This window comes from Streptomyces sp. NPDC091649 (assembly GCF_044756785.1).
Taxonomy (GTDB): domain Bacteria; phylum Actinomycetota; class Actinomycetes; order Streptomycetales; family Streptomycetaceae; genus Streptomyces.
The window spans coordinates 1-13,015 of record NZ_JBIVTR010000001.1; the positions used below are offsets into that span (position 1 = coordinate 1).

At 68.9% G+C, this 13,015-nt stretch carries 11 protein-coding genes and 1 rRNA gene; 2 read left to right on the forward strand and 10 right to left on the reverse strand.

All coding sequences use genetic code 11. The features are described from left to right. From ACIQMU_RS00005 to thyX, 4 genes are all read right to left on the reverse strand, one after another. Nucleotides 1-60: ribosomal RNA gene (locus tag ACIQMU_RS00005) — 16S ribosomal RNA — on the reverse strand; the annotation flags it as partial. Nucleotides 61-720: 660 nt separating this feature from the next. Next, the gene (locus tag ACIQMU_RS00010) at nt 721-2,406 is read right to left on the reverse strand and encodes a ribonuclease J (RefSeq protein ID WP_352238542.1); all 1,686 of its coding nucleotides are present in this window, start codon (nt 2,404-2,406) and stop codon (nt 721-723) included. 162 nt (nt 2,407-2,568) lie between these two features. Continuing rightward, a complete protein-coding gene (dapA, locus tag ACIQMU_RS00015; RefSeq protein ID WP_352238541.1) occupies nt 2,569-3,468 on the reverse strand; it encodes a 4-hydroxy-tetrahydrodipicolinate synthase in 900 nt (299 codons plus the stop codon). 152 nt (nt 3,469-3,620) lie between these two features. After that, nucleotides 3,621-4,358 carry an FAD-dependent thymidylate synthase gene (gene thyX / locus ACIQMU_RS00020; RefSeq protein WP_402687949.1) on the reverse strand — a complete coding sequence of 246 codons (738 nt, stop codon included), beginning with the start codon at nt 4,356-4,358 and terminating at the stop codon, nt 3,621-3,623. Between the two features lie 197 nt (nt 4,359-4,555). On the opposite strand from thyX, the gene ACIQMU_RS00025 reads away from it, so the two are divergent. Together ACIQMU_RS00025 and ACIQMU_RS00030 are read left to right on the forward strand one after the other, a co-directional pair. After that, nucleotides 4,556-4,795 carry a hypothetical protein gene (locus ACIQMU_RS00025; protein WP_352238539.1) on the forward strand — a complete coding sequence of 80 codons (240 nt, stop codon included), beginning with the start codon at nt 4,556-4,558 and terminating at the stop codon, nt 4,793-4,795. A 94-nt stretch (nt 4,796-4,889) separates the two neighbouring features. After that, nucleotides 4,890-5,441, forward strand: coding sequence for a hypothetical protein (locus ACIQMU_RS00030; protein ID WP_352238538.1), 552 nt, complete (start codon nt 4,890-4,892; stop codon nt 5,439-5,441). Between the two features lie 75 nt (nt 5,442-5,516). Here ACIQMU_RS00030 and ACIQMU_RS00035 read toward each other — a convergent pair whose 3' ends face one another. From ACIQMU_RS00035 to eccD, 6 genes are all read right to left on the reverse strand, one after another. After that, nucleotides 5,517-6,014: a hypothetical protein gene (locus ACIQMU_RS00035; RefSeq protein ID WP_352238537.1), complete on the reverse strand. Its 498-nt coding sequence runs from the start codon at nt 6,012-6,014 to the stop codon at nt 5,517-5,519. 11 nt (nt 6,015-6,025) lie between these two features. Next, nucleotides 6,026-6,778: a 4-hydroxy-tetrahydrodipicolinate reductase gene (gene dapB, locus ACIQMU_RS00040; RefSeq protein ID WP_352238536.1), complete on the reverse strand. Its 753-nt coding sequence runs from the start codon at nt 6,776-6,778 to the stop codon at nt 6,026-6,028. A gap of 17 nt (nt 6,779-6,795) precedes the next feature. Beyond that, the gene (locus tag ACIQMU_RS00045) at nt 6,796-8,175 is read right to left on the reverse strand and encodes a pitrilysin family protein (RefSeq protein WP_352238535.1); all 1,380 of its coding nucleotides are present in this window, start codon (nt 8,173-8,175) and stop codon (nt 6,796-6,798) included. Continuing rightward, nucleotides 8,172-10,409, reverse strand: a complete 2,238-nt coding sequence (locus ACIQMU_RS00050) for a polyribonucleotide nucleotidyltransferase (RefSeq protein WP_352238576.1) — start codon at nt 10,407-10,409, stop codon at nt 8,172-8,174. Before ACIQMU_RS00050 ends, ACIQMU_RS00045 begins: the two co-directional genes overlap by 4 nt. A gap of 341 nt (nt 10,410-10,750) precedes the next feature. After that, nucleotides 10,751-11,041 carry a 30S ribosomal protein S15 gene (gene rpsO / locus ACIQMU_RS00055; protein ID WP_352238534.1) on the reverse strand — a complete coding sequence of 97 codons (291 nt, stop codon included), beginning with the start codon at nt 11,039-11,041 and terminating at the stop codon, nt 10,751-10,753. Nucleotides 11,042-11,267: 226 nt separating this feature from the next. After that, the gene (gene eccD / locus ACIQMU_RS00060) at nt 11,268-12,770 is read right to left on the reverse strand and encodes a type VII secretion integral membrane protein EccD (protein ID WP_402687950.1); all 1,503 of its coding nucleotides are present in this window, start codon (nt 12,768-12,770) and stop codon (nt 11,268-11,270) included. Nucleotides 12,771-13,015: the final 245 nt, after the last annotated feature.

Sequence of the window (13,015 nt, forward strand, 5' to 3'; positions counted from 1 at the left end):
TTGCATGTGTTAAGCACGCCGCCAGCGTTCGTCCTGAGCCAGGATCAAACTCTCCGTGAATGTTTACCCGTAATCGGGTGCACACATCACGAGAGCGGAACAACCGGTCGGAATAAGACCCGTTGTTCTCAGCGTCCTCGCTGTGTTATTGCCTGCCGCCACCCACAAGGAGCGGAACGACAGGACTTTCAAAGGAACCACCAACCTGCCGAAGCAGGCCGGGGTATCAACATATCTGGCGTTGACTTTTGGCACGCTGTTGAGTTCTCAAGGAACGGACGCTTCCTTCGGTCCCGTTTCACCGGGGCCCTCCGGGCGCTTCCCTTCGTTTACTGCTTTGTCTTGCTGTCTTGCGTTTCCGACTCTATCAGACTCTTATCTGTCCGATTCCCGGTCGAAGCGGGCCCAGCAGTCTTGCTTTCGCTTTCCAGGTCCTTCGCTTTCGCGTTCTCCCTTTCCGGCGGTTCCAACTTTACCAGACTCTTTTTCGTTCCGTTTCCGGTCCGAATTCGATTTCCGGTGGCCTGTGGAGTGGCCTTGCCTTTCGGCGGATTCCGACTTTATCAGAGATTCTGAGTCGAAATTCCCGCCCCGTCCGGAGTCGACCAGGCGCACGGGTGTGCGCGGTGCTTCCCGTTCAGGCGGAGACGTAAACGTACTGGAGCGGGGCTCCCCGATGCAAATCGGGGGCCCCGCTCCAGGTCAGGTGGTCGTGCGGGGTCAGACCTCGACGACGACCGGAAGGATCATCGGGCGCCGGCGGTAGGTGTCCGACACCCACTTGCCGACGGTCCGGCGGATCATCTGCTGGAGCTGGTGGGGCTCCATCACGCCGTCCTGCGCGGACTTGTCCAGGGCCTCCTGGATCTTCGGCGTGACGCCCACGAAGGCGGCGTCGTCGATGCCGGAGCCCCTGGCCTGGATGTGGGGGCCGCCCACGATCTTGCCCGTGGTGCTGTCGACCACGATGAACACCGAGATGATGCCCTCGTCACCGAGGATTCGGCGGTCCTTGAGAGAGGTCTCGGTGACATCGCCGACGGAGAGGCCGTCGACGTAGACGTAACCGGCCTGGACCTTGCCGACGATCTTGGCCTTGCCGTCGACGAGGTCGACGACCACGCCGTCCTCGGCGATGACGATGTGGTCCTTCGGCACGCCGGTGAGGGCGCCCAGTTCGGCGTTGGCCCGCAGGTGGCGCCATTCGCCGTGGACCGGCATCAGGTTCTTCGGCTTGCAGATGTTGTAGAAGTACAGCAGCTCGCCGGCCGAGGCGTGGCCCGAGACGTGGACCTTGGCGTTGCCCTTGTGGACGACGTTGGCGCCCCAGCGGGTCAGGCCGTTGATCACGCGGTAGACCGCGTTCTCGTTGCCGGGGATCAGCGACGACGCGAGGATCACCGTGTCGCCCGGGACGATCCGGATCTGGTGGTCGCGGTTGGCCATCCGGGAGAGGGCGGCCATCGGCTCGCCCTGCGAGCCCGTGCAGACCAGCACGACCTCGTCGTCCGGGAGGTCGTCGAGGGTCTTGACGTCGACGACCAGTCCGGCGGGAACCTTCAGATAGCCCAGGTCGCGGGCGATGCCCATGTTGCGGACCATCGAGCGCCCGACGAAGGCGACCCTGCGGCCGTACTCGTGCGCGGCGTCCAGGATCTGCTGGATGCGGTGCACATGGCTGGCGAAGCTCGCCACGATGATGCGCTTCTGGGCGTTCGCGAAGACGGTGCGCAGGACGTTGGAGATGTCCCGCTCCGGCGGCACGAACCCGGGAACCTCGGCGTTCGTCGAGTCGGAGAGGAGGAGGTCGATGCCTTCCTCGCTCAGCCGGGCGAACGCGTGCAGGTCGGTGAGGCGGCCGTCCAGCGGAAGCTGGTCCATCTTGAAGTCACCGGTGGCCACGGCCAGGCCCGCAGGGGTGCGGATGGCGACGGCGAGCGCGTCGGGGATCGAGTGGTTGACCGCGATGAACTCGCAGTCGAAGACGCCGATGCGCTCGCGCTGGCCCTCGGTGACCTCAAGGGTGTACGGGCGGATCCGGTGCTCCTGGAGCTTCGCCTCGATGAGCGCGAGGGTCAGCTTCGAACCGATGAGGGGGATGTCCGGCTTCAGCCGCAGCAGGTACGGGACACCACCGATGTGGTCCTCGTGGCCGTGCGTGAGGACGATGCCCTCGATGTCGTCGAGGCGGTCCCGGATGGTGGTGAAGTCCGGCAGGATCAGGTCGATGCCCGGCTGCTCCTCCTCGGGGAAGAGGACGCCGCAGTCGACGATGAGCAGGCGGCCGCCGTACTCGAAGACCGTCATGTTGCGGCCGATCTCGCCCAGGCCGCCGAGCGGGGTGACCCGCAGGGCGCCCTTCGGGAGCTTCGGCGGGGTACCGAGTTCAGGATGCGGATGACTCAAAAGACTCTCCTTACCACGCGCGCCACGTACCGCTGAGGCACGTGGCGCGCATGTCATTCGTGCACTTGCTGTTGTCTTGGGTGGTGCTCGACGCGAGTCGCCTCGCTTGTTCAGTTGTGAAGTCCGTGTTCGAAGAAGTCGGCACTCAGGGCTCTGCCCGGCTTAGAGCTCTACCCCGCCGGCAGCGAGATCGATCTTGAGCTGGGCCGTCTCCTGGGCGCTCAGTTCCACCAGCGGCAGGCGCAGCGGCCCGGCCGGAAGGCCCTGGAGGGTCAGTGCGGCCTTGGCGGTGATGACGCCCTGGGTGCGGAACATGCCGGTGAAGACCGGGAGCAGCTTCTGGTGGATCTCGGTGGCCTTCTGGACGTCGCCGCTCAGGTGCGCGTCGATCAGGGCCCGCAGGTCGGGGGTGACCATGTGGCCGACCACGGAGACGAAGCCGACCGCGCCGACCGAGAGGAGCGGCAGGTTGAGCATGTCGTCGCCGGAGTACCAGGCGAGGCCGGATTCGGCGATGGCCCAGCTGGCGCGGCCCAGGTCGCCCTTGGCGTCCTTGTTCGCGACGATCCGCGGGTGGTCGGCGAGCCGGACGAGGGTCTCCGTGTCGATCGGGACACCGCTGCGGCCGGGGATGTCGTACAGCATCACGGGCAGGCCGGTGGAGTCGGCGATGGCCGTGAAGTGCCGGAAGAGGCCCTCCTGCGGCGGCTTGTTGTAATACGGCGTCACGGCGAGCAGGCCGTGGGCGCCGGTGCGCTCGGCCGTCCGGGCGAGCTCGACGCTGTGCCGGGTGTCGTTGGTGCCGATGCCGGCGACGACATGGGCTCGGTCGCCGACCGCTTCGAGCACCGCTCGTACGAGCTGGTCCTTCTCCGTGTCACTGGTGGTCGGGGACTCACCGGTGGTGCCGTTGACGATCAGGCCGTCATTGCCTGCGTCCACCAGGTGGGCGGCGAGCCGCTGGGCGCCGTCGAGGTCGAGAGCGCCGTCCGCCGTGAAGGGCGTGACCATAGCGGTGAGGACCCGCCCGAAGGGGGTCTGCGGAGTGGAGATCGGAGCCATGGGTAACACGCTACTCGCTGCTCAGCGCGCGGGGTCCCCTCGGGGGGACGGGGAAGAGGAGCCCGGCACTGCCTGCTCGGGGGTTCAAGCAGTGCCGGGTCCGTTTGATCAGCCTAGATGAACTTCTCGAAACGCCGCAATACGGACACCGCCTACGGGGCTACCCGTCCATTTTTGTTGAAGGCCGCATAAGTGAGCGGCATGAGCTGCTCCCAGTGGGCTTCCATCTTCTCGCCGACCATCTCGATCTCGCGCTGCGGGAAGGACGGGACCGTCGCCAGCTCGTGCTGGGTACGCAGGCCGAGGAAGTGCATCAGGGAGCGCGCGTTGCAGGTGGCGTACATCGTGGAGAAGAGCCCGACCGGCAGGACCGCTCGGGCGACCTCCCGGGCCACGCCCGCGGCCAGCATCTCCTGGTACGCCTCGTAGGAGGCCCGGTAGGACTCCTCCATGGCGCGGGTGGTGAGGTCGTACTGCTCCTCGGTGCCCTCGACGAACTCGTACTTGCCGGGGCGGCCCTGCTGGATCAGCTTGCGCGAGGTACCGGGGACGTAGAAGACCGGGTCCAGCTCCCTGTAGCGGCCCGATTCCTCGTTGTACGACCAGCCGACGCGGTGACGCATGAACTCGCGGAAGACGAAGATCGGGGCGCTGACGAAGAACGTCATCGAGTTGTGCTCGAAGGGACTGCCGTGCCGGTCCCGCATGAGGTAGTTGATGAGCCCCTTGGAGCGCTCGGGGTCCTTGGTGACCTCTTCGAGCGACTGCTCGCCGGCGGTGGAGACCCGGGCGGCGAACAGCACGTCCGCGTCGCGCGCGTCGCTCTTCACCAGCTCGACGGTGACATCGCTGCGGAAGTGGGGCTTTGCGGGTTCGGGGGTGTCGGTCACCGACAGGGGTCCTTCCAGTGGCGTCGCTCGGGCGGCGACCACTTTACGGGCCGGGCGGACGGCACATGCACGTGGCGGCCGGGGGCAGCCGTTCGTGGAGTCCTTCAAACGTTACGGCGATTCGGGGCACCGATCGGGCCGTTCGTACGTCTGACTCATTAGCAGCACCCGTCACTGAGATCAAGGAGAGTTTCCTCATGTTCCGCCGGCGTGAAGCCGTCCCGTTCTCGTTCGTCGCCGAGTCCGACCGATTCCGCAGTAATGTCACCCCTCCTCCCTCGACCCGCGCCACGGTTCCCGAACTGCTGGGGCGGTCCCTCGTCGGACTCACCGTGGTCGCCGGGCTCGTGGGCTCACTGCTGCTGGGGCTCCCGGCCCTCGACCCCGAACAGGCCCCCGCGCACGGCAAGCAGTCCGAGGCGTCGCAGGGCCGCTGACTCGTACGGACCCCCTGGGGTGGTCGGGCCGGTGGCGCTCTCGGTAGCCTCACCGGGCACAGCAATCGAGCGTGCTTGTGAGTGAGGATGAGTCGTGCCCCTGCCCTTTCTGACGGCCGACCGCGCATTCGACGCGAGCGCGGAGGACGTCGCGCTGCCGTTCGACGACCACGACAGCTGGCGGCGGCCCTACCGCCCCGGCCCGTGGCGGGTCGCGGCTGCGGCCACCCTGTTGTTGCTGGCCTCGTTCGTTCTGCTCGCGGCCATGATCATCGGCGTGGCCGGAGCGCCGTCCGGTGCGACCGTGTGTCTGGTCCTGTCCGGTGCGGTGATCGCCGCGGCCCTGCGGCTGCTGCGTGTCGGCGCGTGGGTCAGCCGCCATGGTGTGCGTCGCGTCGCCTTCTTCCGGACCACCACGGTGGCCTGGAGCGGCACGTCGGCGGTTCGTACGGTCCAGCAGCCCGTGAAGTGGATGGGCCTGCCCCGTACGGTCCAGGGTCAGGCGCTCATCGTGGCCCGGCAGAACGGTGAGACGCTGCCGCCGCTGGCCACCGACCACAACGCGGACTTCCTCGGGCGTGACGAGGCGTTCGAGCGGGCCACGGACTCGGTGGAAGCCTGGGCGGACGAGTACCGGCAGGGATGAGCCGCTGCCGTACGTGAGTGAGCCCGGGACCGTTCTGGTCCCGGGCTCACTCACGTACGGGGTCCGCTCCCCGGCTCATTCGCGTACGGCGGGAGGCGCGTCCCGGGCGCCGGGCCGGCTCGGCTGGGCGGCCGGGCGTGCGGCGTGCAGGGCGATCGCTCGTTGCATCGCCTTGCGGGCTCTGGGCGTGTCCCTCGCGTCCTGGTAGGCGACCGCCAGCCTGAACCAGGTCCGCCAGTCGTCCGGGGCGTCCTCGGTCTCCTCGCGGCGCTTGGTGAAGACGGCGTCGGCGGAGTCCCGGTCGATGCGCCCGGACGGGGTGCGGGTCAGCTCGTCCACCGGCAGGCCGCCCTCGGCGTCCAGCTCGGCGGCCAGGGCGTTGGCGCGGCGGACGAACTGGGTGTTCTTCCAGAGGAACCAGACGCCGATCACCGGCAGGATCAGCACGGCGACGCCGAACGTGATCGTGACCAGGGTGCCGTGCCGGATGAGCATCAGGCCCCGGCTGCCGACCAGGACGAAGTAGAAGACCAGGACGGCGGCCGTGACGGTGTAGGTGATCTTTGCGCGCATGGTGGGCTCAGTCAGTTCAGGTCGAGGAAGTGTTCCAGGCCGAACGTGAGGCCGGGAGTGGTCACCACGCGGCGGACGCCGAGCAGGATGCCCGGCATGAAGCTGCTGTGGTGGAGGGAGTCGTGGCGGATGGTGAGGGTCTCGCCCTCGCCGCCGAGGAGCACTTCCTGGTGGGCCAGCAGGCCGCGGAGCCGGATCGCGTGGACCGGGACGCCGTCGACGTCCGCGCCGCGCGCACCGTCCAGGGCGGTGGTGGTGGCGTCCGGCTGAGCGGCGCTGCCCGCCTCGGCGCGGGCCGCCGCGATGAGCTGGGCGGTGCGGGTGGCGGTGCCGGAGGGGGCGTCGGCCTTGTTCGGGTGATGCAGTTCGACGACTTCGACGGACTCGAAGTAGCGGGCGGCCCGCTCCGCGAACTTCATCGTCAGGACGGCGCCGATGGAGAAGTTCGGGGCGATCAGGACGCCCGTTTCCGGGGAGCCCGCCAGCCAGGTGGTGAGCTGCGCGAGCCGTTCGTCGGTCCAGCCGGTGGTGCCGACGACGGCGTGGATGCCGTGCCGGACGCAGAAGTCGAGGTTGCCCATCACCGACGCGGGGGTGGTGAGCTCGACGACGGCCTGGGCGCCGGTGTCGGCCAGGGTCTCCAGCTTGTCGCCCCGGCCCAGGGCCGCCACCAGCTCCAGGTCGTCGGCGGCCTCGATCGCGGTGACGGCCTCGGAGCCGATGCGGCCCTTGGCGCCGAGAACGGCTACGCGCAGCTTGCTCATCTTGTTTCCTTAGGGGATTAGGAGACCGCTTCTTCGAGGCGGTCCGCCTGCTTGTCCTTGAGCGGGCCGATGACCGAGAGCGAGGGGCGCCGGGTGAGGAGTTCGCCCGCCACCTCCCGTACGGCGTCGGGGGTGACCTCCCCGATGCGCGCCAGCATGTCGTCGACCGACATCTGCTCGCCCCAGCACAGCTCGCTCTTGCCGATGCGGTTCATGAGGGCGCCGGTGTCCTCCAGGCCGAGGACGGTGGACCCGGAGAGCTGCCCGATGGCACGGGCGACCTCGTCGTCGTCCAGACCGTGTGTGGCGACCCGGTCCAGTTCGTCGCGGCAGATCTTGAGGACGTCGTGGACCTGGCTGGGCCGGCAGCCCGCGTACACCCCGAAGAGGCCGCAGTCGGCGAAGCCCGAGGTGTACGAGTACACGCTGTAGGCCAGGCCGCGCTTCTCCCGTACCTCCTGGAAGAGGCGGGAGCTCATGCCGCCGCCGAGGGCGGTGTTGAGGACGCCCAGGGCCCAGCGGCGCTCATCGGTGCGGGCGAGGCCGGGCATGCCGAGGACCACGTGGGCCTGCTCGGTCTTGCGGTTCAGCAGCTCGACCTTGCCGGCGGTGCGCAGGGCGCGGGAGCCCTCGCGGGGCGCCGTCGGGACGGCGTCGGTGCGGGAGAGCGCGCCGGCGCGTTCGAAGGCGCGGCGGACCTGGCGCACGACCGTGGCGTGGTCGACGTTGCCGGCGGCGGCGACGACGAGGTGCGTCGGGTCGTAGTGCTTCTTGTAGAAGCGGGCGATCTGGCCGCGGTTCAGCGCGTTGATCGTGTCGACGGTGCCGAGGACCGGGCGGCCGAGCGGTGTGTCGCCGAGCATGGTGTGCGCGAACAAGTCGTGCACACAGTCGCCCGGGTCGTCCTCGGTCATCGCGATCTCTTCGAGGATGACACCGCGCTCCGCGTCGACGTCCTCGGCGGCGATCAGCGAGCCGGTCAGCATGTCGCAGACGACGTCGATGGCCAGCGGCAGGTCGGTGTCCAGGACCCGCGCGTAGTAGCAGGTGTACTCCTTCGCCGTGAAGGCGTTCATCTCGCCGCCGACCGCGTCGATGGCGGAGGAGATGTCGAGGGCGGTGCGCTTGGCGGTGCCCTTGAAGAGGAGGTGTTCGAGGTAGTGGGTCGCGCCGTTCAGGGTGGGCGTCTCGTCGCGGGAGCCGACGCCCGCCCAGATGCCGAAGGTGGCGGACCGGACGGAGGGCAGGGTCTCGGTGACGATCCGCAGACCGCCGGGGAGGACGGTCCGGCGGACGGTGCCGATGCCGTCCTTGCCCTTCAGAAGCGTTTGGGTACGGGCGACGGCCCGCGCCTCCGAGGAGGTGCGGGCCGTCGTCGCGGAACTACGGGACGTCACTTGTCGGTGTCGTCCTTCTTCTCGGACCCTTCGGCGGAGTCGCCGTCGGAGTCGGCGCCCTCGACGACCGGGATCAGGGAGAGCTTGCCGCGGGAGTCGATCTCGGCGATCTCGACCTGGACCTTGGAGCCGACCGCGAGCACGTCCTCGACGTTCTCCACGCGCTTGCCACCGGCGAGCTTGCGGATCTGCGAGATGTGCAGCAGACCGTCCTTGCCGGGCATGAGCGAGACGAACGCGCCGAAGGTGGTGGTCTTGACGACCGTGCCCAGGTAGCGCTCGCCGACCTCCGGCATGGTCGGGTTGGCGATCGCGTTGATCGTGGCGCGCGCGGCCTCGGCCTGCGAGCCCTGCTGGGCACCGATGTAGATGGTGCCGTCGTCCTCGATCGTGATGTCGGCGCCGGTGTCCTCCTGGATCTGGTTGATCATCTTGCCCTTCGGGCCGATGACCTCACCGATCTTGTCCACCGGGATCTTGACGGTGATGATCCGCGGGGCGTTCGGGGACATCTCGTCCGGGACGTCGATGGCCTCGTTCATGACGTCCAGGATGTGCAGACGCGCGTCACGGGCCTGCTTCAGCGCGGCGGCCAGGACCGAGGCGGGGATGCCGTCGAGCTTGGTGTCGAGCTGGAGCGCGGTCACGAACTGCTTCGTGCCGGCGACCTTGAAGTCCATGTCGCCGAAGGCGTCCTCCGCACCGAGGATGTCGGTGAGGGCGACGTAGTGGGTCTTGCCGTCGATCTCCTGCGAGATCAGGCCCATGGCGATACCGGCGACGGCGGCCTTGAGGGGCACACCCGCGTTCAGCAGCGACATGGTGGAGGCGCAGACCGAGCCCATGGACGTCGAGCCGTTGGAGCCCAGCGCCTCGGAGACCTGGCGGATCGCGTAGGGGAACTCCTCGCGCGAGGGCAGCACCGGCACGATGGCGCGCTCGGCGAGCGCTCCGTGGCCGATCTCGCGGCGCTTGGGCGAACCCACGCGGCCGGTCTCGCCGACCGAGTACGGCGGGAAGTTGTAGTTGTGCATGTAGCGCTTGCGGGTCACCGGGGAGAGGGTGTCCAGCTGCTGCTCCATACGGAGCATGTTGAGGGTGGTGACGCCCAGGATCTGGGTCTCGCCACGCTCGAACAGCGCCGAGCCGTGCACGCGCGGGATGGCCTCGACCTCGGCGGCGAGCGTGCGGATGTCCGTGACGCCGCGGCCGTCGATGCGGACCTTGTCCTTGATGACGCGCTCGCGGACCAGCTTCTTGGTCAGCGAGCGGTACGCGGCGGAGATCTCCTTCTCGCGGCCCTCGAAGGCCGGGAGGAGCTTCTCGGCGGCGATCTCCTTGACACGGTCCAGCTCGGCCTCGCGGTCCTGCTTGCCGGCGATGGTGAGCGCCTGCGTCAGCTCGGAGGTGACGGCGTTGGAGAGCGCGTCGAAGACGTCGTCCTGGTAGTCCAGGAAGACCGGGAACTCGCCGACCGGCTTGGCGGCCTTGGAGGCCAGGTCCGACTGGGCCTTGCAGAGCGCCTTGATGAAGGGCTTCGCGGCGTCCAGACCGGCGGCGACGATCTCCTCGGTGGGGGCCTCGGCGCCGTCCTTGACGAGCTGGATGGTCTTCTCGGTGGCCTCGGCCTCGACCATCATGATCGCGACGTCGCCGTCCTCCAGGACGCGACCGGCGACGACCATGTCGAAGACGGCGTCCTCGAGCTCGGTGTGCGTCGGGAAGGCGACCCACTGGCCCTTGATCAGGGCGACGCGGGTGGCGCCGATCGGGCCGGAGAAGGGCAGGCCCGCCAGGATGGTGGAGCAGGAGGCGGCGTTGATCGCGACCACGTCGTACAGGTGGTCGGGGTTGAGAGCCATGATCGTCTCGACGATCTGGATCTCGTTGCGCAGGCCCTTCTTGAAGGAGGGGCGCAGCGGGCGGTCGATCAGGCGGCAGGTGAGGATCGCGTCCTCGGAGGGCCGGCCCTCACGACGGAAGAAGGAGCCGGGGATCTTGCCGGCCGCGTACTGCCGCTCCTCGACGTCCACCGTGAGGGGGAAGAAGTCCAGGTTGTCCTTGGGCCGCTTGGAAGCGGTGGTGGCCGACAGCACCATGGTGTCGTCGTCCAGGTACGCGACGGCGGAGCCGGCGGCCTGCTTGGCCAGGCGGCCCGTCTCGAAGCGGATGGTGCGGGTGCCGAAGGTTCCGTTGTCGATAACGGCCTCGGCGTAGTGGGTCTCGTTCTCCACTAGTGATTTCTCCATACTCGTCGTCTTTCGTCCTCACGCCCGTGTGGCGGGGGACGGTGCGGGAGAGGCGCACCGTGGATGCGGGCCGGTCTTCGATCGAAGCTCCCGGGCATGTTCCCGGGGGCCACTACCGAGGACCGGCGGCGGCGTCGTCGCGCCTCTCCCTCGTTCGTGCTGTCGTGCGTTCCTGCCGGCGTTCCCGCTCGTGCGTTCCTGCTCGTGCGTTCGCGCTCATACGGGTGTCGCCGGACCCAGGTTACTGAGCTTGACACCCATCGCGCACGTACGGAAAAGGGAGCGGTCCCCTCAAACGCGGGAACCGCTCCCTTTCCACAGCGTCCTTATCGGGCGCCGCCGGCCGCGCCACGGCGGATGCCGAGGCGCTCGACGAGCGCACGGAAGCGCTGGATGTCCTTCTTGGCCAGGTACTGCAGGAGGCGGCGACGCTGGCCGACCAGGATCAGCAGACCCCGACGGGAGTGGTGGTCGTGCTTGTGCGTCTTGAGGTGCTCCGTCAGGTCCGAGATCCGGCGGGAGAGCATGGCGACCTGGACCTCGGGGGATCCGGTGTCACCCTCCTTCTGGGCGAACTCGGACATGATCTGCTTCTTCGTAGCGGCGTCGAGCGGCACGCATACTCCTCTTGATGATTCGAAGCGCCCACGAGTGCCCCTGGTCTTGATCTCAGAGGAGCTTCCGTGACTCGGAGGCGAAGGTCCGATGAGCGCAGCCCCCAGGATGATCCGGGGACGCGTACACAAACGGCCACTGCACAGAGTACCAGCCATTCGGGTCACACTCCGCCGCTGACCAGCCGGTGCCGACCGGTGCGCCGCGTCGGGTGACGCGGTGCGGTGATCAGCTGGTGAGGGCGCGGATCGAGTGGTAGACGTCGAAGACCGCGAGGCAGAGCGGGAGCAGGGTCAGCAGGACGACCGTTTCGGCGATCTCCAGGAAGCGTCCCCAGAACGGGGTCACTCCCTTGCGCGGCACGATGAGGCCGATGGCGGTGATCAGGACGGCGACGCCGGTGACCGCGGCGGCGAGCCACACCGTACGGATGTCGAGTGCGGCGCCGTCGCCCCGCAGCGCGTCGCGCACCATGGCGACCGGCGGGTTGAGGGACAGCCCGAGACCCAGGAGGACGAGGGAGCCGAGGCCCGCGGCGAGCGTGCAGCCGACCTGGGCGGTGTAGCGGAACAGGTGGGCGCGCATCAGCATGGCGACCCCGGTGGCCAGGGCGAGCAGCTGGCCCCAGACGTTGTCCGAGAACCCCAGCACCGCGGCGGCCGCCACGGCGACCAGGGCACAGCCGCCGACCAGGCCGAGGAGAAGTTCGTGGCCTCGCCGCGCCTGGGCGGCGAGGCGCACGGCGTCCACCGGGCCGGCGGGCGCGGGCTCGGAGGTCCCGTAGTCGCCGACCGTGGTGCGGGGCGGCTCGAACCCGATGGGAAGCCGGGCGAAGCGCGTGGAGAGTCCCGGAAGGAAGGCGAGCGCGCCCACGGCCAGCGGGGAACACACGCCCGCTGCCTCGATCGGCTTCATGTCGCTCAGGATCGCGATGAAAGTGACCACGAGGCCGACCGCGCTCGCGAAGACGAACGCGACGAACGGCCCGTCCCCGCCGGGCGCGACGATCATCAGAATGACCGCCACGACCAGGACCGCGGCGCAGGCGAGCAGGAACTGCAGCCGTCCGACGCCCTGCCCGGCACTCAGGGGCAGCAGGCCCGAGCCGGCCACCGCGGCGTTCACCAGCGCACCGGTGCCGAGGGCGATGGACGAGGCCCGGTCGTCGTACACCCGCGCGCGCACGCAGGCGAAGGCGAGCAGGAGCAGGGCGGCGACGGCCGCCAGGATGCCCGGCAGGCCGTGCATGTCATGGAGCGGGTCGGCCGTCCACAGGACGAAGCCGAGCACGGCCAGCAGCACGGAGCCGCCGAAGAGGCCGGCTCCGCGCATGAGCGCGTCGCCCCAGAGGGTGCGGTCCTTCGCCACGGCCGTGGCGACGGCGTCCGAGACGTCGTCGAAGACGGCGGGCGGCAGCGATTCGGAGAAGGGCCGCATGGACAGCAGTTCGCCGTCGAGAATGCGGTGGCCCGCGAGCGTACGCGCGCTGTCCAGGACGGTGCCGTCGCGGCGCACCAGGTGGTAGCCGACCGGTGCGCCGGGGGCGGGGCTCTGTCCGGACAGCCGGAGGATCTCGGGGTACAGGTCGGCTACGGGGACGTCCTCGGGCAGGGCCACGTCGACACGGCTGTCGGGCGCCACGACCGTGACCCGGCAGAATCCGGTACCGCTGGCGGCCGGGGTCCCGGGACTTTGCCGACCGGATCCGGTGGCTGCCGCTTGGGCCGTCATGGTCACCTGGTGCTCCCCCTACTGGCTACTGGCTTGTTCTGCGCTTCTGCTGCGGTTCGCTGAGCTGGTGCGGTTCGTCTCGCCGCTCGCGCGGTTCGTTCCGCCGCTGTTCTGTTGTGCCGCTTCCGGTGCTTCCGGTGTTTCCGGTGTTTCCGGTGCTTCTGTTTTTGTGCCGCGGTCGCCGCGGCTTCCACCGACTGGCTTTCGCGCTGCCGCCACTGCCGCCGTCTTCGCCCGGCCGCGTC